At 36.7% G+C, this 22,095-nt stretch carries 21 protein-coding genes and 1 pseudogene; 15 read left to right on the top strand and 7 right to left on the bottom strand.

Features of this window, described 5'->3' with window-relative positions; all coding sequences use genetic code 11:
• Nucleotides 1-328: 328 nt before the first annotated feature.
• Nucleotides 329-1,594 carry an MFS transporter gene (locus tag V3595_RS19170; RefSeq protein ID WP_485908786.1) on the bottom strand — a complete coding sequence of 422 codons (1,266 nt, stop codon included), beginning with the start codon at nucleotides 1,592-1,594 and terminating at the stop codon, nucleotides 329-331.
• 263 nt (nucleotides 1,595-1,857) lie between these two features.
• Between V3595_RS19170 and V3595_RS19165 the strand changes: the two genes are divergently transcribed.
• From V3595_RS19165 to V3595_RS19120, 10 genes and pseudogenes are all read left to right on the top strand, one after another.
• Nucleotides 1,858-2,355, top strand: a complete 498-nt coding sequence (locus tag V3595_RS19165) for an ester cyclase (protein WP_485908785.1) — start codon at nucleotides 1,858-1,860, stop codon at nucleotides 2,353-2,355.
• A gap of 43 nt (nucleotides 2,356-2,398) precedes the next feature.
• Entirely contained in the window at nucleotides 2,399-2,980 is a 582-nt protein-coding gene (locus tag V3595_RS19160) for a TetR/AcrR family transcriptional regulator (protein WP_289323193.1), read from the top strand.
• Between the two features lie 899 nt (nucleotides 2,981-3,879).
• Complete coding sequence (locus V3595_RS19155) at nucleotides 3,880-4,632, top strand: DeoR/GlpR family DNA-binding transcription regulator (protein ID WP_485908784.1); 753 nt, start codon at nucleotides 3,880-3,882, stop codon at nucleotides 4,630-4,632.
• Between the two features lie 548 nt (nucleotides 4,633-5,180).
• On the top strand, nucleotides 5,181-6,161 hold the full coding sequence (locus tag V3595_RS19150) for a substrate-binding domain-containing protein (RefSeq protein ID WP_241665200.1): 981 nt from the start codon (nucleotides 5,181-5,183) through the stop codon (nucleotides 6,159-6,161).
• An 82-nt stretch (nucleotides 6,162-6,243) separates the two neighbouring features.
• Entirely contained in the window at nucleotides 6,244-7,809 is a 1,566-nt protein-coding gene (locus tag V3595_RS19145) for a sugar ABC transporter ATP-binding protein (RefSeq protein ID WP_137020677.1), read from the top strand.
• Between the two features lie 80 nt (nucleotides 7,810-7,889).
• Complete coding sequence (locus V3595_RS19140; protein ID WP_225988884.1) at nucleotides 7,890-8,792, top strand: ABC transporter permease; 903 nt, start codon at nucleotides 7,890-7,892, stop codon at nucleotides 8,790-8,792.
• A gap of 55 nt (nucleotides 8,793-8,847) precedes the next feature.
• Nucleotides 8,848-9,882, top strand: a pseudogene (locus V3595_RS19135) (glycoside hydrolase family 32 protein); the annotation flags it as partial.
• 78 nt (nucleotides 9,883-9,960) lie between these two features.
• A complete protein-coding gene (locus V3595_RS19130; protein ID WP_485908796.1) occupies nucleotides 9,961-11,895 on the top strand; it encodes a glycoside hydrolase family 32 protein in 1,935 nt (644 codons plus the stop codon).
• Between the two features lie 117 nt (nucleotides 11,896-12,012).
• Entirely contained in the window at nucleotides 12,013-12,978 is a 966-nt protein-coding gene (locus V3595_RS19125; RefSeq protein WP_485908783.1) for a carbohydrate kinase family protein, read from the top strand.
• A gap of 92 nt (nucleotides 12,979-13,070) precedes the next feature.
• The gene (locus tag V3595_RS19120; RefSeq protein WP_485908782.1) at nucleotides 13,071-13,553 is read left to right on the top strand and encodes an HAD hydrolase-like protein; all 483 of its coding nucleotides are present in this window, start codon (nucleotides 13,071-13,073) and stop codon (nucleotides 13,551-13,553) included.
• Nucleotides 13,554-13,931: 378 nt separating this feature from the next.
• Here the strand turns inward: V3595_RS19120 and V3595_RS19115 are convergent, their stop codons facing one another.
• The 6 genes from V3595_RS19115 to V3595_RS19090 all read right to left on the bottom strand — a co-directional run bounded on the left by V3595_RS19115 (nucleotide 13,932) and on the right by V3595_RS19090 (nucleotide 17,872).
• A complete protein-coding gene (locus V3595_RS19115) occupies nucleotides 13,932-14,357 on the bottom strand; it encodes a Fur family transcriptional regulator (RefSeq protein ID WP_485908781.1) in 426 nt (141 codons plus the stop codon).
• 524 nt (nucleotides 14,358-14,881) lie between these two features.
• Complete coding sequence (locus V3595_RS19110) at nucleotides 14,882-14,947, bottom strand: hypothetical protein (RefSeq protein WP_485908795.1); 66 nt, start codon at nucleotides 14,945-14,947, stop codon at nucleotides 14,882-14,884.
• Between the two features lie 270 nt (nucleotides 14,948-15,217).
• Nucleotides 15,218-16,207, bottom strand: coding sequence for a CobW family GTP-binding protein (locus tag V3595_RS19105; protein ID WP_485908780.1), 990 nt, complete (start codon nucleotides 16,205-16,207; stop codon nucleotides 15,218-15,220).
• Between the two features lie 15 nt (nucleotides 16,208-16,222).
• Nucleotides 16,223-16,615, bottom strand: a complete 393-nt coding sequence (locus V3595_RS19100) for a (2Fe-2S) ferredoxin domain-containing protein (protein WP_485908779.1) — start codon at nucleotides 16,613-16,615, stop codon at nucleotides 16,223-16,225.
• Nucleotides 16,616-16,738: 123 nt separating this feature from the next.
• On the bottom strand, nucleotides 16,739-16,867 hold the full coding sequence (locus V3595_RS19095; protein WP_485908778.1) for a hypothetical protein: 129 nt from the start codon (nucleotides 16,865-16,867) through the stop codon (nucleotides 16,739-16,741).
• A 69-nt stretch (nucleotides 16,868-16,936) separates the two neighbouring features.
• Nucleotides 16,937-17,872, bottom strand: coding sequence for a CobW family GTP-binding protein (locus tag V3595_RS19090; RefSeq protein ID WP_485908777.1), 936 nt, complete (start codon nucleotides 17,870-17,872; stop codon nucleotides 16,937-16,939).
• A gap of 393 nt (nucleotides 17,873-18,265) precedes the next feature.
• On the opposite strand from V3595_RS19090, the gene V3595_RS19085 reads away from it, so the two are divergent.
• The 5 genes from V3595_RS19085 to V3595_RS19065 all read left to right on the top strand — a co-directional run bounded on the left by V3595_RS19085 (nucleotide 18,266) and on the right by V3595_RS19065 (nucleotide 22,071).
• A complete protein-coding gene (locus V3595_RS19085; protein ID WP_485908794.1) occupies nucleotides 18,266-19,249 on the top strand; it encodes a metal ABC transporter substrate-binding protein in 984 nt (327 codons plus the stop codon).
• Nucleotides 19,250-19,337: 88 nt separating this feature from the next.
• Nucleotides 19,338-20,045, top strand: a complete 708-nt coding sequence (locus V3595_RS19080; RefSeq protein WP_485908776.1) for a metal ABC transporter ATP-binding protein — start codon at nucleotides 19,338-19,340, stop codon at nucleotides 20,043-20,045.
• Nucleotides 19,991-20,839 carry a metal ABC transporter permease gene (locus V3595_RS19075; protein ID WP_485908775.1) on the top strand — a complete coding sequence of 283 codons (849 nt, stop codon included), beginning with the start codon at nucleotides 19,991-19,993 and terminating at the stop codon, nucleotides 20,837-20,839. Before V3595_RS19080 ends, V3595_RS19075 begins: the two co-directional genes overlap by 55 nt.
• Nucleotides 20,840-20,886: 47 nt before the next feature.
• Nucleotides 20,887-21,462: a dCTP deaminase gene (dcd, locus tag V3595_RS19070; RefSeq protein ID WP_485908774.1), complete on the top strand. Its 576-nt coding sequence runs from the start codon at nucleotides 20,887-20,889 to the stop codon at nucleotides 21,460-21,462.
• Nucleotides 21,463-21,555: 93 nt separating this feature from the next.
• Nucleotides 21,556-22,071 carry a MogA/MoaB family molybdenum cofactor biosynthesis protein gene (locus V3595_RS19065; protein ID WP_485908773.1) on the top strand — a complete coding sequence of 172 codons (516 nt, stop codon included), beginning with the start codon at nucleotides 21,556-21,558 and terminating at the stop codon, nucleotides 22,069-22,071.
• Nucleotides 22,072-22,095 lie beyond the last annotated feature (24 nt).

Below are 22,095 nucleotides of genomic sequence, written 5' to 3'. Positions count from 1 at the left end.
TGAAATCACTCCATTTAACCGTGAACTTAAATTCAATGGTGATGAAATCCTGCGAATAAGCGAGTATTTGTGAGAAAATCGTATTAAACTGAGGGAGTTGAAGAGTACTGTTTAATCTTTGTTCAACAATTGGGCCATTTAATTGAATAAGTGTATATTTGAAATAAAGCTGCACTGCTTTGAAAAAACTCTGTACATAAGCATGTGTTTGTTGAACAAGAAGTAAAAGGGTGATACATATTATACATGACTAATATGTATCACCCCTTTTTGTAACTTTGTAAGATTTTAGGTCTTGAAAAATTTCAAACCTACATAAAAATCGGTATTATTTCTGTCTAATCTGCTCCGTTAGACGGTAGGTTATTACCCAATACAAAAGGGCCAAAGCGCTGACAGAGGCACCAAATAGACATACTCCGATCCATCCATAGTTTGCGTATATATTGGTTGAAACAATTGAACCCATGGCACTGCCGATGGAATAAAAGATCATGTAAGCAGCAGTAAGTCGGCTTCTCGCCTCAGGACGCACTGTGAAAATCATACTCTGATTGGTGACATGTACTGCTTGCACAGCCAGGTCAAGAAAGATAACGCCAATGACTAATGCGATCAGTGAGTGTTCGGTAAAGCTGATTAGAAACCATGATGCTAGCAATAAAACTAGGGCTATGCAGGTTGTTCGCTGCCCTAAACCTCGATCAGCCAGACCCCCAGCACGAGCAGCAGCTAATGCTCCGGCAACTCCAGCAAGACCAAACGCTCCAATAGCGGTATGTGAAAGAGAGTATGGTGGAGCACTGAGAGGTAGCACCAGCGAAGTCCATAATGTACTAAACGCGGTAAAAACCAGCAGAGCCAGTACTCCGCGGATGCGTAGGATTCGTTCTTGCAAGAACAATGTGAGCACCGAACGAAGCAGCTGCGGATAGGATAGTGACTCTCTTTCGCTTTTATCACGCGGGAGTACTCGGAACAACACGCCAGTCATGATGAGCATCATGGCGGCAGAAACTAGATAGACCGAACGCCAACCGGCGAGATCGGTTAGTACACCAGCGAATGTTCGTGCGAGCAGAATGCCGATCACGACTCCACTTTGCACCAAGCCAACTATACGTCCACGCTCGGCTGGGGCAGCCAAAGTCGATGCGAACGCTACGAGCACCTGAGTCACCACAGCAAGCAGTCCGACCGCAGCTAACCCCGTGAACAGCACTGTGATGATGGGGGCGATGCCAACCACAATCAGAGACAACACGGATAAAAGCATCTGACCGACGATTAGCCGACGTCGATTCAGTAGATCACCGAGCGGTACCAGCAGTAGCAGTCCTAGCGCGTAACAAAGCTGAGTAATGGTAATGACAATGCCGATGGATGAATGGGCGATACCGAACTCGGTCGCCAGTGAGTCTAGCAACGGTTGTGCATAGTATATGTTGGCGACAGCCATCCCACAGGCTGTGGCAAACAATAGTGCCATATAGCGAGTCATGGTTGATCCGGATACTATTTGTAATTGATCTGTTTTCGTATCATGATCTTCATCTTTAATTGTTGTTTTTTCTTTAACCTTCACCTTTACCATTACTTACCCCCCTCTTTTTTTGTACTTAACAGTATAATATATCGTTCGGTATAAAATAATTCCTAATAAGGATAACCAACAAAACGTTTTGATGTCAAGTAAGTTATGCAGTTATTTGAACGCTGCTCTTGAAAGAATCATCACAATTTGACAATAGGACTTTAATTAAATAAAATCATAATATACCGATTGGTAATTAAAAGGAGGATTAATTATCCATGACTCGAATTCGGCAAATTGATAAGGAAAGGACATTAGATGAATTGAATCAATTACCGGGGCATAACGAATTAACTGAAATATCTGGGGGCGATTCACCAGCTCCAAAATTCCTACAGACAAACGAACAGATTATAAAAAGCTTCTTTGAAGTTGTCAGATCAGGTTGCACTCCCGAACAAGCTAAGGTTTTTATGGCGAAAGAGGTAAGAGCACATCAAGTGAATTCAGAAAGCATGGTGACAATTATAAGGTCACCTGAGAATTATGCTGATCATATAAGAGAAATGATAGATTCATGGGGGAATTTTAAAATAGAAATTCAAGAATTAATTTCTCAAAATCAAAAAGTTCATGTCAGATGGAAGCAGACAGGAATGCATATTGGAGAGTATGAGGATTATCTGCCTACAAATAAAGAGGTTATTGAAATAGGTAGTGCCGTATACCGAATAGAGGATCGAAAAATAGTGGAATACTGGATTCAAGTGGACAGATTCGGAATCATTGAGCAAATAAAAAAGAATCAAAAACAAGATTAATTATCTAGTGAAGAAATTTTGTTTTTTGAAATGAGGTATTTATATGGTTCGACAACGTGAATTTGATGAGGAAAAAGCGTTGGATGATGCTATGTTGCTTTTTTGGGAGAAGGGGTACAAAGCTACTTCGCTAAGCGATTTGACTGCCAAAATGGGGATACAACGACCAAGCTTATACTCAGCTTTTGGAGACAAAGAGGAATTGTTTGAGGCTGCATTACGCAAATATACAAAGCTACATGCTTCCCATATTCGAACAAAACTTCAAAACAATCTATCTGTAAAGGAAGCATTTCACACATTTTTTGAAGATTTGGTGGAAGAGGAATATAAAGAAAGTCCGAACAAGGGATGTTTTTGCATTAATACAATAGTGGAACTTGCCCCTCACGATGAAAAATTTGAAATCCTTACAAGAGAGCATCAGATGTATCTTTCGATCATATTTCAAGAAACGATTGTCCGAGGTATTCGCTCAGGTGAGCTCGAAAGCAGCCTTAATGCTAAAGTTTTAGCACAGACACTAGTCGTTTCATTAATCGGACTTACCGTGTTAATGAAATCTCGTCCAGAGCGTTCATTTGTAGATAATTCTGTAGCGATGATATTATCATTATTAAAATAAATTTATCAAAATTCCAGTTTTATCAATCATGTCAGTCTCCGTGAATAAAGGGGGTTTGTATAGAGCCCAATCTATAAAATCGATTGCAGCTGTAATTCTATTAACCAAGTTACGGCAAGTTTTTTTAATAAAAGAATGATTCATTAATTATATTATTAGCGTATTTTGATCAATCTTTTTTCAAAACGCGCTTTTTCTTTTTGTTCGTTTATCAAGGTTATTAGTATCAATTTGATCAAACTTTATTTAAAGCAACAATACCATTGAGTTTTCACCTGATATTTTTGCAATTAGTTAACAGCAATACTAACTAATATTAGTAAAGTATTCTTCAATTAAAGGGCGCGATTCTTTAATAAGAATCGCTTTTCTTAATGAACTACCATGAAAATAAGTTTCTTTAAAAATGAAAAATGACAATACTTAAGAAGACCCTGCTCAATCGTTTAAAAAAAGAGGAGAGCGTTAATTAGTTAGTCTATGGATTAGGGTTGATTTGTTTCTTTGCTGGAACTATAACACAAGTAATTGACCCTGGAGTAACAACTTTTCGTGTATTGACGATATGTGGAATCATTATATCTTTCTCTTTCTCTTTTCTCAGTGAGAAAGGACTTTGGAGAAAATTAGCTTTAGGTCTTAGTATATTTGTTGGTTTAGTTTACTTTATGGCTGTTGAATTAATGAGAATAATATTCCAGGGTAATGGATTTTAAATTGTTTATTCAACAAACAGTTGCGTTATTTCATTACCAGGAGCTGATCAACGGCTCCTTTTTCTTATGGGGGTACCCCTAATAGTTCTCACATGTCACTGCAAAATTCTATATACTAAAATTAATTAAACTAGAATACACGAAGAACCTTTAAATAGAAGTGTAATACGAGGAGGAGATATCATGCTTATTACGGAACGGCATCAATTAATTATAAAGCTATTAAAAGAAAAGGAGAATGTTAAGATTCATGAGCTAGTAGAATTAACAAATACTTCAGAATCTACTTTGCGTCGTGATCTAGATCAATTAGAAAAGCAGAACTACTTAAAACGTGTACATGGTGGAGCTTCACTTTTACAAAGTAAACGAGACGAACCAAGTGTGTTTGAGAAAATAACGCAGAACCTTGAGGAAAAAGCTAAGATAGCAAAATATGCGGCAGAACTAATTTTGGACGGCGACTGTGTTTATCTTGATGCTGGAACAACAACGTATCAGATGATCAAACATTTAAGACAAAAAGATATCGTTGTCATTACAAACGGAATTGATCATTTAGATGCATTACTTGAAAATGAAATATGTACATATTTTATTGGTGGGTTTGTTAAAAAGATTACCAAAGCAACAGTTGGACGTTATGCATACGAAAGTATAAAAAAATACAGATTTGATAAGTGTTTCATGGGTGCGAACGCTATTCATTATAATTTTGGATTGACTACCCCAGATCCAGAAGAGGCGCAAATAAAAGAAAGAGCCATCTTTTTGTCACGTGAGGCCTTTGTATTAGCAGATCATACAAAATTTGGAGAAGTATCATTTTCTAAGTTTGCAGATTTAAACCAGACAAAAGTTATTACGAATGAGGAAGGTACAATAACGTTAGGAAAATATAAGGAGAAAACGGAGATAATTATTGTGAGGGACTAAAAACTAAATTTGCTATCGTTGAAGGAAAGCTGGTATTCAAACTGTCTGATTCAGACATTTAGAATACCAGATTTTTTTGAAGATTCTGAAATTATTTTATTGAAAATTTTCTCCTTTGTTTTATCAATATAATAAAGAATGCTTGATTTATTGTAATGTGGCCAATTAACAATGAGGGAAAATCTGCTCCATGTATTAAACATTCCATTTGAAACGTTTAATATTTTATGTTATTAATATATTTTTTGTAATAATTGGAACCGTTGACAATTACAAACAGCTCTAATATAATCAAAATCAATCAAAAACAACCAAAATCAATCAATTATAATTCTAATGTGTAAAGGGTAATCATATTGTTTTACAAGGGATGAAAGCGTTATCAATAAATAGTCAATGTGAAAAACTATCAAAATCAACCATACTTCCATTGTTTCAACCAAAAATATTCATTTAAGGAGGTGATCTAGTTTAAGAGATTGAGAGCGGTAACAATTTCTCGTTCAGTAGCTAATTATTTTCATCTTCAAAAACTAGGGGGGACTAATATGGTGAATTATGTAAAAGTAATAGGGATACTAGTTTTGGCGTTTGTAATTGCCACGATGACGGCATGTAGTGGGGCTAGTGAATCATCAAATGGATCAACAGACGGTAACGAAGGACAAAAAGGTAACAAACAATTAACGATCGGTGTAGCGGTGGGTAGTTTAGCAAACCCTTTCTTCGTCTCCATGGCTAAAGGTGCTGAAGAAGCAGGAAAAGAATTAGGTGCTGAAGTTCTAGTTGAAAGCGCTGAATATGATTTAGCCAAACAAGCAGCTCAAATTGAAAACTTTATTACGAAAAAGGTAGATATCATTCTTTTAAATGCTGTTGATACAAAAGGAATTGCGGCAGCTGTTCAACAGGCCAAAGCGGCTGATATTCCAGTAGTTGCTGTAGATACCAATGCTGAAGGTGGTGTCGATGCCACTGTTACTTCAGACAACTATCAAGCTGGTAAACTGGCCGGAGAATATGTGATTGAAAAATTAGATGGAAAAGGAAAAATAGTTATTATTGATGGACCTCCTGTTTCGGCTGTATCTGATCGTATTCAAGGATTTGAAGATGCAATAAAGGATTCCGAAATTAAAGTTATCGCGAAGCAAAATGGAGAAGGGAATCGCGAAAAGGCATTAACGGTGATGGAAAGTATTTTACAAGCTAATTCATCAGGCTCTATTGACGCTGTATTTGCGATTAATGATCCAGAAGCAATTGGTGTTGAAATTGCTCAAGAGCAAGCGAATCGTAAAGATGAATTTTTCATTGTCGGAGTGGACGGTGCTCCTGAAGCCACAGAAGCAATGGCAAAGGAAGGAAGTACAATTGCTGCTACTTCAGCTCAGTCACCTAGTAACATGATCAAAAAAGCTGTTGAAATCGGAATGAAAGTGAAAACTGGTGAAAAAGTTGAGGAGCTTATTAAAGTTCCAGTTGAGATTGTAACTCAAGATACATTAGATTCTTACCAAGGTTGGTAAGAATCTTTCAATAAATAGGCTGATAAGGATTCCTCCTTTAATCAGCCTATTCAAATCAAAAAAATAGGGGTGAGATAAAGGTATGGCTGTCAATGAAATGTCCCTTAAAGGCCAACAAAGTCTAAAAAAGCCAGTGTTGAATATGGAAGGGATTGGTAAGACGTTCTCGAGTGTAACCGTATTGAACAATGTGAGGATTGAACTTTATCCAGGTGAAGTACATGCATTAATGGGAGAGAATGGCGCTGGAAAGTCAACTTTCATGAAAATCCTCGCAGGCATTCATACACCTGATGACAATGGTGGGAAAATCTACTTGAAAGGTCAACCAATTTTATGGAAGGACCCTACTGATGCAAGGAACAAAGGAATTAGTGTTATTCATCAGGAGCTAAACCTTTCTCCTAATTTAACAATAAGTGAAAATATCTTAATGGGTTCCACCTTTCCTAGAAATGGTTTAGGAATGGTGAAATGGGATAAGGTCCATGAACGTGCCCAAGAGGTGTTAGATTCAATGGGGTCGAATCTAAATCCACGCCAATTGGTTTCGACCTTAAGTGTTGCTCAACAACAAATGGTCGAGATCGCCCGAGCATTATCCTTTAATGCAGAGGTACTCATAATGGATGAACCAACCGCCTCTTTAACAGATAAAGAAATAAAAAAGCTGTTTGAAATTATTGATGATTTGAAAAAGCAGGGAGTTGCCATTGTATATATCTCTCACAGAATGGAAGAAATCTTTAAAATTTCTAATAGGTTCACTGTATTACGTGACGGCGAATGGATTGCAAGTGGGCCGATTGAAGAGACAAATCCTGATCATCTCGTAAAGCTGATGGTAGGACGGGATTTAAAGGACTTGTTTAATCGGTCAAAAGCCTTTGGCACAAAAAATCCAAAGGAAGTTTCACCTGTACTTGAATTGAAAAATGTTTCTGATAACACAATTGTAAAGAATGTATCTTTAAAAATTTACCCAGGTGAAATTGTTGGTTTAGCGGGGCTTGTTGGTGCTGGCAGAACAGAATTGGTTAGGGCCATTTTCGGTTTGTCCGAGTTGAAAAGTGGCGAAATATTGGTTGATGGTCAATCTGTTAAAATCAAATCCTCAATAGATGCTATTGCTAATAGGATTGCACATGTACCTGAAAGCAGGAAAGAACAAGGGTTATTTTTATCAATGTCCGTAAAAGAAAACATCATAATGGCTGAATTGAAAAAACACGCTAAAGCAGGAATTGTTAGTTGGAAGCAAGCAAATGAAAGCGCTAACCAATATATTGAAGACTTAAATATAAAAATAGCTTCCCCAGAACAGCAAGTATCAAACTTAAGTGGTGGGAATCAACAAAAGGTAGTGATCGCTAGGTGGCTATCAATTGCACCAAAGGTATTACTACTGGATGAGCCAACACGAGGGGTTGATATAGGTGCCAAGACTGAAATCCACAAGATTGTTTCAAAGCTTGCAGATGAAGGATTGGCCGTTTTAATGATATCATCTGAACTTCCTGAAGTATTGGGGGTAAGTGATCGAATACTTGTCATGAGTGAAGGAAGGTTAACAGGCGAGCTTTCGAAGGAAGAAGCTACACAGGAAACTATTATGCGTTTAGCTACCATAGGGGGGAGAGAGATATGAGAGGGAATACGCAAACTATTACACATTCACAACGCCTAAATATAGGAAATGTCCTTTATTCTTTATGGAATAGGCTTGGCATGATCATGATTTTATTATTATTGTGTGTAGTACTTTCATTTACAGCACCAAATTTTTTAGATACAGCCAATTTATTGAATGTATTAAAACAAGTTTCCATTATTGCTATTTTAGCTGCTGGGATGACAATCGTTATTTTAACTGGTGGTATTGATTTATCAGTTGGTGCAACAGTTGCTCTATCTGGCGTTATCTCAGTCATGGTCTCTTCTGCAGGAGTTAATCCTATAATTGCGATGTTATCAGGCGTACTAGTAGGGTATGCAGTAGGACTGATTAATGGGTTTCTTACAGCCAAAGCAAAGTTACCAGCATTTATTGTTACACTAGGCAGCTTCACATATGTTCGTGGACTCGCTTATGTCATTAGTGGCGGTTATCCAATTGTTTTACAAAACGAAACATTTAAATTCATCGGTGGTGGAAGTATTTTCGGAATCCCCACTCCTATTTATATCATGTCTTTAGTATATGTTGTGATGTTTTTTGTTCTTAAATATACGATGTTCGGTCGTCATATTTATGCGATTGGTGGCAATGAAGAGGCAGCTCGGTTAACTGGAATTAAGGTTGAAAAGTCTTTAATCAATGTGTATTCGATTAGTGGTTTACTAGCTGGTTTAGGAGGAGTCGTTTTAGCGGGAAGGTTGTTTTCTGGACAGCCAACTGCTGGTCAAATGTATGAGTTAGACGCAATTGCTGCTGTTATTCTAGGAGGAACAAGTTTAACAGGTGGAAAAGGGAAAATAATAGGAACAATTATTGGGGTTTTAATTATGGGGGTAATCAGTAATGGGTTAACTCTAATGGATGTCAACTATTATTGGCAGTTAGTTGTAAAAGGTGGAGTTATTGTAGCAGCCGTTTTATTAGATCGATTGCGCGGAAATAGTCCAGCATAACGATCATATGTCATTTTAGATTTTAAAAAAGGGATGTGAAATAAAAGTGAAGAGGATCATTAGTATTCTACTAATATGTTCAACTGTCACTTGTTTACCATTTAATCGTGCATATGCAGAAGACCCTGGGTATTATAATGAACCATACCGTAATCAATTTCATTTTTCTCCTGAAGCTAACTGGATGAATGACCCGAATGGTATGGTTTTTTATAAAGGTGAATATCATTTGTTTTATCAATATCATCCGTATGGAACGACATGGGGACCGATGCATTGGGGGCATGCTGTCAGTAAAGATCTTGTTAATTGGGAGCATTTGCCGATTGCTTTATCGCCGGATGAAAACGGTCAGATTTTCTCGGGGAGTGCTGTTATTGATTGGAACAATACAGCTGGCTTTGGAAAAGAAGCAATGGTTGCCATCTTTACGCATGCAGGGGATAAGCAAGTCCAAAGTATAGCGTATAGCCTAGATAAAGGAAGAACTTGGGAAAAGTATAAAGGGAATCCCGTAATGCCAGACCCTCCTATACAAGATTGGCGCGATCCTAAAGTATTTTGGCATGAAGAATCAAACCAATGGGTTATGTCGTTAGCGGCTAAGGATAAGATCATGTTTTATACCTCACCTAATTTAAAAGAGTGGGAGTATGCAAGTGAATTCGGCGAAGATGGTGGAATACAAGCAAATAGCTTAGACAGAACTTCTTATACCATGTCATCCCAGACAGGTGAATCATTTAGCTATGAGGGAGATATTACCCTTAATGAGAAGAATGGGAGAGAAGGGGCAGGCGGTTTAGTTTTTCGGTCAGACAGGAGTGCAAAGAACGGCTATGTTGCGAGCTTAGATGCCAAAAACGATGTCATAACATTAAGTAAGAATGTAGATGGAACAAACGAGGAAATTGCGAGAAAACCTTTTACCCTCAAAACTTCAACTACCTACCATGTGAAGGTGGAAACAGATGGGGATCAAATTCAAGTCTCTGTAAACGATCAATCCGTTATAAAAAAAACAGATATAGAATTCGATTATGGATACTATGGATTGTCAGCGTGGAATTCAACGGCTGCCTTTCGAAATGTGGAGTTCAAGAATACATCTAACTTTGAAACCAATTTATCAAAATGGACAGATGTAAACGGAAGCTGGGAGAACACGATGGACGGAAAAAGTGGAGCCTCTACGGAGGATGCTTTTGTAATGAGTGGTCAAACAGGGGATAACTTTTTTTATGAAGCAAACATTGAGATATCTGGGGAAAAAGGTGGCAACGGAGCTGGCTCGCTCGTTTTTCGTGCAGATCCTAATGCAACAAATGGTTATATGGCGAATGTCGATGCTTTAAACGATACAATAAAAATCATGAAAATTGAAAATGGAGACATATCCATTCTAGCTGAAAAAACAATAAATCTAGATACAGATAAAAGGTACCATTTAAAAGCAAGCACTCATGGAAAAAATATTAAAATTTTTTTAGATGGTAATCTCATTCATGATGTAAATGATTCAACTTTTTCGTCAGGGCATTTTGGCTTGAATGTTTGGAATTCATCCACGTTATTCCAAGATGTTCAAGTTGGTAAGAACATCATGACAAATGAGAAGGAAGTTACTAATCATGATTTTGAGACAGGTGATCTAACTGGGTGGAGTACAATCGAAGGTAATGCTTTCACAAAAGATCATGTGACAAATGTACCATCTTACTGGGGAGGGGATTTCGGCCACCAAGGAAACTACCACCTATGGGGGTTTACTGATCTTCAAAAGGGAGATGACGCAACAGGTGAACTGCACTCCTCATATTTTAAACTAGGTGGCTCTGGAGAAATCAACTTTCTGTTGGGCGGTGGTAATGATATCAACAACCGCTATGTTTCGTTAGTGAGAGCCTCTGATGATCAAGAATTAATTCGACAAGCCAATACCAAATTTAAAGAAGAAAAATATCAAAAATACGTCTGGGATGCTTCTAAATACATTGGAGAAGTGTTATATATTAAAGCTGTAGACCATGCTACAGGTGGTTGGGGTCATTTAAACATGGATGATGTTAATGTTTATAATGAAGGGGCCATGCCAAATGAAGTAGACCAAGTTGCCAAAGAGCCTGAGAAAGACGATTCGAAAGAAAGCGGCATCCTTACAGACTGGTCTGCTGTTTCTGGAGAGTGGATACCTTCTACTCATGGTAGTAACGGAGGGATTTGGGAATGTCCTACTCTAATCGAATTACCAATTGATGGTGACCCTTCAAAAACAAAATGGGTACTACAGGTAAGCATTAATGATGGCGCTCCTGCAGGCGGGTCAGGTATGCAATATTTTGTAGGTACCTTTGACGGGAAAACGTTTAAAAATGAAAATTCTTCCGATCAAGTGTTATGGACTGACTACGGGGCAGATTATTATGCCGCAGTAGATTGGAGCGGAATTGATGGTAAGAATGGCGAAAAATATTGGATTGGCTGGATGAGTAATTGGCTGTATGCAAATAATACACCAACTTCGACTTGGAGAAGTTCAACGACATTGCCAAGAAAGATGGAGCTAACTCAGACAGATGAAGGTTTACGTTTAAAACAAACACCAGTTTCTTTAAAAACCATTCGAGATAAGAGTGAAAAAATTTCATATAAAAATAAAGTCATATCTGGTGAAAGTAATCTCCTATCCAAACTATCAGAAGATACATTTGAAATGATAGCTGAGTTTGATGTAGATGATATAAAAGCAACTGAATTCGGCTTTCAAGTTCGTAAAGGAGCAACTGAATATACGACTATTGGCTATGATGTTGCCACCAAACAATTATTCGTAGACCGTTCAAATTCAGGAAGCTTTGATTATGGGAACAATGTGGTCGGTAAGCATGACGGACCGTTAAATGCATTAAATGGGACTGTGAAAATGCATATTTTCATTGACCGATCTGCTGTAGAAGTGTTTGGAAACAAAGGTGAAACGGTTATTTCTGATCAAATTTTCCCGGATCCATCAAGTAAAGGATTACAAATTTATAGCAAGGGTGGAGAAGTTACGCTAAAGTCTTTGAAAATATACCCTTTAAAGAGTATATGGAAAAGATAAAGACTAAATTTGAATCCTATTAAAGAAGGGTTGATAGTAAGAGTTTATGAAGGCTGTCGAAAATGATCGATAGCCTTTCATTTTACTTAAATTACAAGAATGGAGAGTGTAATGTAAATGAAAAAAACAAACCGCGCAGTCATATGCGTTGGGGAGCTTTTGATCGATTTTTATTGTACAGATATTGATGTTAATTTAATAGAAGGTAATCATTTTCTAAAGAAAGCCGGGGGCGCACCAGCGAATGTCGCAGCTGCTATTTCAAAGCTAGGTGGGGAAGCGAGTCTTATTGGAAAAGTAGGAAATGACCCATTTGGATTATTTTTAATAGAAACGATAAAAGAGGTGGGGGTTGATACATCGATGATTGTTACTGATGATTTAGCACCAACTACTTTAGCATTTGTTTCTTTACAAGCAAATGGTGAAAGGGATTTTGTATTCAATAGAGGAGCGGATCGAAATTTAACAGAGGATAACTTATACATGGATAGATTAAGTGGTGCAAAGATCATTCACTTTGGATCTGCAACTGCATTTCTGGAAAACCCTTTTAAAACAACTTATTTAAAGGCAATGGAATTTGCACAAAATAGGGGGATATTTCTTTCGTTTGACCCTAACTTCCGAGATGATTTATGGAAAAATAGAGTGGCTGAATTTATTAGTTTAGCCAGAAAGGGTATATCAATGGCTGACTTTGTAAAAGTAAGCGAAGTAGAGCTTGAACTAATCACGGGAAAAATGGATAAATATGATGGAATAGCAATGCTCCATCATTTAGGGGCAAAAATAGTGGCTGTTACCCTTGGATGGGAAGGCACTCTTCTTTCAAATGGAAGTGGAATGAGTGTAATAAACAGCGTCGAAGTAAATTCAATTGACTCAACTGGTGCTGGTGATGCATTTGTCGGTGCTGCTTTATTTCAATTTGCAAATCTTGAGTCCTATGACACAATTCTTAGTGATTTTAGTAAACTTAAAGAGATCATTCTTTTTGCAAATAAAGTAGGTGCCGTCGTGTGTACGAAGGTAGGAGCGATTTCTTCTCTACCAAACGAAGAGGATATATATAACATTTAGTCTTCATCGTATTGTTTCGGATTGTGAACAAATCGCGGTACACCTGGCTTAGGAGGTCTAGGTGCATCGCGATTTTTTGTTTATATAAGCGGTTGTTAAAAAAAAAAGCGGTGGAAGTTGAATTATATAGGGAAAGGTTTAAGGAAAAGGGAATGTTTGAGAATGAGTTATATTCAAATATTGCATTACTATTGAAATCGTTAAAAGAACAACAATTTACTTTAGTTGTAGCAACTTTAAAGCCTACTGTATTTGCTGAACAAATACTAAAGTACTTTAATATTGACCAATATTTTGAACTTATTGTCGGAAGTAATCTTGATGGAACAAGAGCATCAAAAACTGAAATAATACAATACATACTAGATAAGGACAAGGAACATACGCCTAGTGACTTTATTATGATTGGCGACAGGAAGCACGATATTATTGGTGCAAATAACACTGGAATTAACTCTATTGGAGTAACTTATGGATATGGTTCATTTGAAGAACTAAGTCATTCAAACCCTACTCATATTGTCAAAAGTGTAAGCCAGTTAAAGGATATTTTGATGGGTAGTCAAGTCAAATAAAGATCTTGAACTAAAGGGTGTGTAGGCTAAAGATAGGAGCTGTCTATGGGACAGCTTTATTTTGTTCCACTAATGGGGGAAAGTCATATGCAAACAATTACTTTATTCCATTATATGACCCTTTAAAGTAGCCTTGTGAATATACGATCCTTCCTATTTTCGTACATTAAGATTAGAGAAAAAAGCTTCGAACAAGGAGTTTAAATATGCACTGGTTACCAATATCTCGCAATACAAGATATTGGATATTGGGTGTTATCATATTATTTAATACCTTGCAATTGAAACATTGTAAATTAATTTTAAAAAAGTATATGGTAATAGTTACATAGAGTAAATTGATATCATTTAATGAAAACATTGTACTAATATTAAAGTCTATTCCAAACAAGATGGACAAACTCCGTAAACTTCAAACTTATGATCATAAATTAAGTAATCATTAAGGGAGGTATCCATTTTTTCCATTGGACACAAGTTTAGATCGGTCGTATTCCCACATTCTGTACAAATGAACTTATATTCATGAGTATTAATTTCATTTTTTAAATGGAATAGGCTCTCCCCATCCTGAAAAGTAAGATCGATGATACCGATGTCCTTGAACAAGTGAAGGTTTCGATACACGGTATCAGAACTGACATTTCCCATTTTATTTTGTAAATGATCTGTTACAGATTTGGCTGTCACAAATCTGTTTTTTTGTCCTATAAAATAAGATAATATACTCGATCGTTGAGGGGTGCATCTGTAACCATTATCTTTTATGTAATCTAGATATATTTCTAAATTCAAGAAATTCATCCCCATTTAGTTTTTCTTTGTTTTAAATCTGAAATAAAACGTTCTTTGAAGTCTATATGTCCAAATCCCGGGTATGGATGATGACACATAAATAATAGCGCTGATTTATCTATTGCATCTTGCAAAAAACTTCATAGAGTTTTTAGCCCTAGTTTAGGTGATGTCTCTGCGATAATATGTGAGGGAAGATGCTCCAAAGTTGTTAGATAATTTCCAATACCAATACAGATAATTTTCCTTCCAAACTTAGAAAGAGAAGGGGTATGAACAAGACGGATACCTGAAAGGATCTTCGTATATGGAAACCACTAATACCGTATAAAGATGTTAATGGTTAAGTATGATACATAAACGAAAGAGCATCGTATTCCTTCTCATCTTTTAAAATTTTATCTAATGCTTGCCAAGTCATTAATGCACAATTATGTCTTGCTTTTACTGAAGGACTCCTTGTAGAGATAAACTATCACCTAAATCTACCCCATTTGGTATAACTCCATTCCGAATTAACTGCTCAAATTCTCTTAGCGAGAAATCTCTTTTAGGGACTTGTTTTCGATAAGTTCTGTTATCATAGATGCAGATGCCATACTAATGCTGCAGCCTTCACCAAGAAGGCTGCTTTATGAACTTGATTATGTTCAAGGTCAATAAATAAAGTCCTTTCCGTACAAATTCTCCTGTTAATTCTTCAAAATTTCTCTTTGTTCATAATGATCTTTGATAACTTGTCGACAAAGGTTATCCAGTATAGTAAGGAAGGAAGTTCCCATTTCATTGTGAATGTAGAGATTAAATCGGGTACTTTTCTTTTACACGTAAAATTAGATTATTGGTAGTGTAATAAAAAAACAATTATGTTAGTTCGCAATGCAATTTTTAAATTGCTGCTCTAACTCTTCTTTATTTAAGTCCTTTCCAATAAAAACAAGTTCACTTAGTCTTGTTTCGCTGTCTTTCCATTTCCGATCTGGTCTTCCTGAAAATAACATATGAAGTCCCTGGAATACTATTCGTTGTTGGATTCCTTGTATATGAAGTATTCCCTTATATCGTAATAGATCTTCCCCTTTTTCTTGAACAAGGTAACTCATCCATTCATTTATCTTATCGAAATCGAGTGGCTTCTCTTCACGAAAGGCAATAGATGATACCTTATCATCATGATGGTGATGGTGATGATCTTCTAAGAAATGAGGGTCAATTTCAAGCTTACGATTCACATCGAACGTATTAATTCCTAAAATATCTCTTAAATTTATATTGCAATTTTGAGCATGCATTCTCTTAGCTGCAGGGTTCATGTTGGTAATTCTTCGCTCCAACGTATTCAGGTCGTCATCAGATACTAAATCTGTTTTATTTAGAATAATCACATCAGCGAAAGCAATTTGTTCTTGTGCCTCATCATGACTATCCAAATGCTTTGTAACATGCTTGCTATCTACTACAGTGACAATACTGTCCACTTCGAATTTTTCGGATAGTAATTCATCCATAAAAAAGGTTTGAGCAACAGGTGCCGGATCAGCTAGACCTGTTGTCTCAATCAAAACACGATTGAATTTTGTCTCCCCCTGTTCACTTGAAAAAACCAAAGTTCTTAGGATGCGAATTAAATCCCCACGAACCGTACAACAGATGCAACCATTGTTCATCTCCAAGATCTCCTCATCAGCATCAACTACTAACTGGTTGTCTATTCCAACTTCCCCATACTCATTAACGATAACCGCGATCTTTTGATTGTGCTTTTCTGTTAGGATCCGATTTAAAAGCGTAGTTTTACCTGCACCTAAATATCCAGTCAGAATGGTGACCGGGATTTTGTTTGTTTCTATCAAAGTCATATTTTTTCTCTCCATTTATTTTATTTTTGATACTCTGATTACTTTTTCCTTGTCTTTTGTTACCCCGGCGACAACTCCTTCTGCGCGTTCAAAACCGTCCCCAAGAAATGAGTGGCTTACTTTCTCTGTATAATCCTCATTAGCAAGGAGTGAATCGACAAAGGGGGAGGCATCTTCAGGTTTTAAATCCTTATACCATGTTCCTTTGGGGTAGGCGATGACAACGCACTTATCATGGCACCTTCCATTACAACGTGTGCGAGTTGTGTGAATGGTGTCGTCTACCTGTCGGTCTGAGATTTCTTTCCGAATTGCTTGAGTTAGTTCTTCTGACCCGACCTCAGTACAGCTGCTACCGTTACAAATGAAAACATGATGCTTCGTATTACTTAAATTCCATGTGGCCATATTTAATTTTCCCTCCAGATAAATCGTAATAATTACGATTTAAAATAAATTATTGTCTCATTTTTAACATTCTAAACGAAAATTCACTTAATTACAGAGTAAGTATTTTCAGTAGAGCTATATCTAATGATATTTGATGCCTGTATTTACTTTTCTCGGTGTTGCTTCTGTTTTTTCCGCCTTCGATTTATTTGCCACATCGTTTTCTCCTTTCTCATATAAATATTGTATGATCGCACAAAGCGTAATCATTACGATTTGAATGATATTATTTTAACCCTTTTTTAAGCCATGTGCAAATACTAAAACGTTCAGCAAAAGTTAATGGTCCAAGGACATGCTATTTTTCTCTAAATTATTCAGTGTTTTCTGTAGGTAACAGTGATCTAATCCATCCCCAATAAACACTAGAATATTGTTCACCTTTAAACCTGATTTTGTATGGAAGGGCATGCCATAAGCATATTGGAAGAGAAATGTTTCCTGTTTACCAGTAAAACGGATATACCCCTTAATTCGATAAATTGAGTCAGGCATTATTTTTAAGAAATCTTCAAATAATTTCTCGTTAATAGGGTGAGAGAAGGTATGAACATAAGTCTTGATATGCAGGTGATCAATAGCATGTGTTTGCTCATGTTCATCTTGTCCTTTTCTATCGACAAATTGGATCGTACTCAAGTTGATATTGGCAAATCTCGTAGGAATAATCTTACCAGTTGGATTAATCATGGATAATTCCCTTTCAATAATCCTCTGGCTTTCATCTGAAATTCGATCAATTTTATTCAATACGATGGTATCAGCATGTTTGACTTGCTCCGTAATTAGCTTTCGAAGAGTAATCTTTAAATTATGGCGATCCATCCAACAGGCAGCATCTAATAGAGTAATAATCGAATGTATCCTTACCTTGTCAGCTAGCAGAGGAGATAAACAGGCGTCTAACACTTCAACTGGATGGGCAACCCCAGTCGTTTCAATGTAAATCGCATCCAATTCAAACTGATTTAGGAGTTCGGATAATTGGACTTCGAGTTTATCTGATAGTGTACAGCAAATACAGCCATTTAGTAATTCTTTTAAAGGAACATTTTTTGGAACCGCATCTGAATCTATCGAGACTTGTCCCATTTCATTCATAATTACAGCCACTTTCCTGTTATTTACTTGTTCCTCATTCATAATCCTTTGAAGCAGAGTCGTTTTACCTGCTCCTAAAAAGCCTGCTAGAATATAAATCTCCACACTTCTCATTGAATCATCCCCTCAACTATTAATTGGCGTAACAAAGTCTAACTTCATCCTGATTAGTAAATAAGTATTTAGTAAGTTGCTTAAAAAGTAATGATTACGATTTATAATTATAAAGTGAATGAAACGTTTCTACAAGGTAGGTGTACCACAATTCATTGATGGAAAGAGATCCATGTTAAGTACATTTGAACTTAATATGAACATCAAGATTTTAGAACTTTTTTTGTCACTGTGGTCGTTTTAAACAATAGATATTTATTTCCCTTTTTTAAAAATACACTTGTTCTTTTTTTGAAAAAGTGATAAATTATCAATGGCTTCTCATAAAACGTAATAATTACGATTTGTGAGAGAGATGTACAATTGGGTTTGATCAAAGAAAAGGGGAGAAAAATGAATCTATATAAAGTAAGAGCAATATTAGTAGCCTTGGTTTGTTTTACAGTCATGATGGGATGTAGCCATGAAGAAGAGGTTAACAATTCGGAGGAAAAAGAGTCTGCAAATGAAAAAATACATATCGTCACGACCTTTTATCCTATGTATGAATTTACTAAAAACATTACAAAAGATAAGGCCCAAGTGGACCTCTTGGTTCCATCAAATATTGAACCCCATGATTGGCAGCCTACTCCTAATGATATGGCAGCGATTCAAAAAGCAGATTTTCTTGTTTATAACAGTCCATTTATGGAAACATGGCTTTCTCCTATCCAAAAAAGTTTGGATAAAGACGGACCACTATTTATAGAAGCAAGTGAGAGGATTCCTTTAATGGAAGGAACCGAAGAGGAGTCAGATCACGATAACGATAACGAGGAATCAGACCATCATGATGAAGACCATAAACAGTTAGATCCGCATGTATGGTTAAGCCCAGTACTTGCTCAAAAGGAAGTTCAAACGATCACTGATGCGATAGTCAAACAAGATCCGGAAAACAAGGATTATTATGAAAGCAATAGTCTAGACTATATCGAACAATTGAAAGAGTTAGATGAACTTTACCGTACAACGCTCGATAAAGCTTCCAATAAAGAAATGATTACACAACATGCTGCTTTTGGATATTTAGCAAAAGAATATGGTCTTACACAGGTTCCCATTGCAGGACTATCTCCATCAGAAGAGCCAAGTCCAGCAAAACTTGCTGAACTCAAGGAATTTGCTAAGGAGCAACAAATTAACGTAATTTACTTTGAAGAAACTACTTCTCCTAAGGTTGCCCAAACATTAGCTGGAGAACTGGGAGCTGAAACAGAGGTATTAAATACGTTAGAGGGGTTAAGTAAGGAAGATCAAGAGAAAGGCCTAAGTTATATTGAAGTTATGAAGAATAACTTAAAGTCTCTTGAAAAATATTTTGTGAATAAATAGAACTATGCTGAATTAACCTTAAAAAGTGTGCGCCTTGAGTAGGAAAGGACGCACACTTTTTATAATCATTTCAGAGAGGAGTGGAAAAATGAAACTCGTTTCTTTGCATAATATTGTTTTTGGTTATTCCCATTCCCCTTCATTAAATGGGGTATCCTTTGAGATACAGAGTGGAGAGTTTGTTGGAATTACGGGACCCAACGGAGCTTCCAAATCAACGATGCTACGAGTAATGCTAGGATTACTAAAGCCTTGGGAAGGCACGATTACAATAAGTAAAAAAAACGCCGAAGGAAAACGTCTTACAATTGGGTACGTTCCTCAACAAATCGCCTCTTTTAATACGGGTTTTCCAAGTACAGTTATAGAGCTGGTACGATCTGGAAGATTCCTTAAGGGCAGATGGTTAAAAAGATTAAATCATGAAGATGAAGAAAAAATAGAAAATTCCTTGAAAATGGTAGGAATGTGGGAGTTTCGTCATCACAAAATTGGCGCCTTATCTGGAGGTCAAAAACAGAAAATTATTATAGCGAGAGTGCTCGCTACCGATCCAGACTTATTGGTATTGGACGAACCGACAACAGGAATGGATGCTGAGAGTAGAAAAGGGTTTTATGAATTTATGTACCATCAAGTAAAAAAACATCATCGGACCGTTGTGATGGTCACGCACGAACAGGATGAAGTGCAGGGATATTTGGATAAAATTCTTCGCTTAGAGAGGGGGGAGCAAGGTGGATGGAAATGTTTAACTTGGAATTCATGCAGCGAGCATTTTGGGCAGGTGGATTAATTTCCATTTTTGCTCCTATTTTAGGAGTATTCCTAGTATTAAGAAAACAAGCTTTAATGGCGGATACATTGTCCCATATATCTCTGGCTGGGGTAGCCATCGGTTTCTTTATTCATACAGATATTACGTTATCTAGTATTCTTGTCGTAATAGTAGGGGCAATAGGTATTGAATACATGAGGCAAGCATATCGAACGTATTCAGAGGTTTCAATTGCTATTCTAATGGCTGCAGGATTGTCATTCGCCTTATTTTTATTAAGTCTAAGTGAAGGCGGAATGACAACCAATATCGAGCAATATTTATTTGGGTCCATAGTAACGATCAGCCGGGAACAGCTTTATGTCATGGGCGGAGTAACCACAATTACACTCCTCTATTTCTTTTTTTTAAAGCGACCGTTATATTTAATGACATTTGATGAAGATACTGCCTTTACAAGTGGCATCAATACAAACCTATTGTCCCTGTCCTTTAGTATTTTGGTTGGTTTAGCTATTTCAGTCATTATACCAACGATCGGAGTTCTTTTAGTTTCAGCTCTATTGGTCTTGCCAGCTGCATTTGCGATAAGATTCATGAAAGGTTTTAAAGTGGTAATTGTGACTGCTGTTCTTATTGCCATGTTTAGTATCTTTTTGGGATTGGTCTCTTCCTATACATTAGGAACTCCACCAGGCGCTACCATTACTTTATTATTGGTCATCATCTTATTTATTGGTTTTCTTGTTCACAAATTAGTAGTAAATTTCAATAGAAAAATTAAGAAAAGAATACGTCAGGAAAGCTTATAACGATCATCGCAATATCAGAAATTATGGATTCGGGGGGTACCACTATTGTGATTCTGTCTAATAAAACAATCTTAAAGAAGATGAAGGAGCAAGAGCTTATCATTGAACCACTGAAACAATCCCAACTACAACCAGCTTCTATAGATTTGCGTCTAGGAAATCATTTTTTGACGATTGATGAATATTCCACACCTCTTATTTCACTGGACAAACCAGCTGCTTATAAAGAAATTTACAAAGATCATATTATTATTCCGCCTCATGCTTTTGTAATAGGAACGACCATGGAAGTTATTAAGTTACCAAATAATATGTCTGCTTTCGTCGAAGGCAGAAGCTCTATTGGAAGGTTAGGTTTGTTTATTCAAAATGCTGGATGGGTTAATCCTGGATTTGAGGGACATATTACATTAGAACTTTACAATGCAAACCGTGTGCCAATTGAGTTAAAGGCAGGGAGACGGATATGCCAGGTAGTTTTAGCTTCTTTGGATCAAGAAACTACTTCTTACATAGGAAAATACTATGGTCAAATTAAAGCAACTGAGAGCCAAGTCGATCGTGATGAGGAGTCTGAGGATGAGAGTCTGAAAACAAAATGGAAATTTAAAGAATTTGATTGATTTTTAGGTTTACTCCAGCCTTAGAATTTTAAATTATGTCAGCTATATTGAAACTTTCATTAGTTCATACATTCAAAGAAAAGAGGGAAAATAATGAGTGTTAAACTACATAAGGAAGAAGCGCCTAAAAAGGTGAATTGTAAAGTCATCACAGTAAGTGACACACGTTCAAAAGAGACAGATAAAAGTGGGAGCTTGATGATCAAGATGTTAGAGGATGCTTTATACTCTATACAAGATTATGAAATTGTGACAGATGACCATGAGGCTATCTATGAAGCTATAAAGGCAGGATGTTTAGACAAACGAATTGATGTCGTATTGTTGAATGGAGGAACAGGCATAGCAAACCGAGACGTTACAATTGAGGCTGTTCAAAGTTTGGTAGAGAAGCAACTTACAGGATTTGGTGAGATATTCCGGATGTTAAGTTATTTAGAGGATATTGGATCTGCAGCGATTTTAAGTAGATCTATTGCTGGCGTTTCCCATGATACAGCCATTTTTTCTATGCCGGGATCTAGTGGGGCGGTCAAATTAGCCATGGAAAAGATTATTATTCCTGAGATATCTCATGTAGTGAGGGAAATACGAAAAGATTTAAGATAGAGGATATAAGCAGAGTGAGGAAAT

The sequence above is a fragment of the Bacillus sp. CFBP9009 genome (assembly GCF_036541465.1).
Lineage (GTDB): Bacteria > Bacillota > Bacilli > Bacillales > DSM-1321 > Peribacillus.
The sequence above is the reverse complement of the archived record's forward strand: the minus strand, read 5'-3'. Positions and strand labels throughout refer to the sequence as shown.

Excerpts from the sequence above, each read along its gene's own strand:
- V3595_RS19170 (WP_485908786.1), bottom strand. The coding sequence starts at position 1,594 with ATGGTAAAGGTGAAGGTTAAAGAAAAAACAACAATTAAAGATGAAGAT.
- V3595_RS19160 (WP_289323193.1), top strand. The coding sequence starts at position 2,399 with ATGGTTCGACAACGTGAATTTGATGAGGAAAAAGCGTTGGATGATGCT.
- V3595_RS19155 (WP_485908784.1), top strand. The coding sequence starts at position 3,880 with ATGCTTATTACGGAACGGCATCAATTAATTATAAAGCTATTAAAAGAA.
- V3595_RS19150 (WP_241665200.1), top strand. The coding sequence starts at position 5,181 with ATGGTGAATTATGTAAAAGTAATAGGGATACTAGTTTTGGCGTTTGTA.
- V3595_RS19145 (WP_137020677.1), top strand. The coding sequence starts at position 6,244 with ATGGCTGTCAATGAAATGTCCCTTAAAGGCCAACAAAGTCTAAAAAAG.
- V3595_RS19140 (WP_225988884.1), top strand. The coding sequence starts at position 7,890 with ATGATCATGATTTTATTATTATTGTGTGTAGTACTTTCATTTACAGCA.
- V3595_RS19130 (WP_485908796.1), top strand. The coding sequence starts at position 9,961 with ATGGACGGAAAAAGTGGAGCCTCTACGGAGGATGCTTTTGTAATGAGT.
- V3595_RS19125 (WP_485908783.1), top strand. The coding sequence starts at position 12,013 with ATGAAAAAAACAAACCGCGCAGTCATATGCGTTGGGGAGCTTTTGATC.
- V3595_RS19115 (WP_485908781.1), bottom strand. The coding sequence starts at position 14,357 with ATGAATTTCTTGAATTTAGAAATATATCTAGATTACATAAAAGATAAT.
- V3595_RS19105 (WP_485908780.1), bottom strand. The coding sequence starts at position 16,207 with ATGACTTTGATAGAAACAAACAAAATCCCGGTCACCATTCTGACTGGA.
- V3595_RS19100 (WP_485908779.1), bottom strand. The coding sequence starts at position 16,615 with ATGGCCACATGGAATTTAAGTAATACGAAGCATCATGTTTTCATTTGT.
- V3595_RS19095 (WP_485908778.1), bottom strand. The coding sequence starts at position 16,867 with ATGATTACGCTTTGTGCGATCATACAATATTTATATGAGAAAGGAGAA.
- V3595_RS19090 (WP_485908777.1), bottom strand. The coding sequence starts at position 17,872 with ATGAGAAGTGTGGAGATTTATATTCTAGCAGGCTTTTTAGGAGCAGGT.
- V3595_RS19085 (WP_485908794.1), top strand. The coding sequence starts at position 18,266 with ATGAATCTATATAAAGTAAGAGCAATATTAGTAGCCTTGGTTTGTTTT.
- V3595_RS19080 (WP_485908776.1), top strand. The coding sequence starts at position 19,338 with ATGAAACTCGTTTCTTTGCATAATATTGTTTTTGGTTATTCCCATTCC.
- V3595_RS19075 (WP_485908775.1), top strand. The coding sequence starts at position 19,991 with ATGGAAATGTTTAACTTGGAATTCATGCAGCGAGCATTTTGGGCAGGT.
- V3595_RS19065 (WP_485908773.1), top strand. The coding sequence starts at position 21,556 with ATGAGTGTTAAACTACATAAGGAAGAAGCGCCTAAAAAGGTGAATTGT.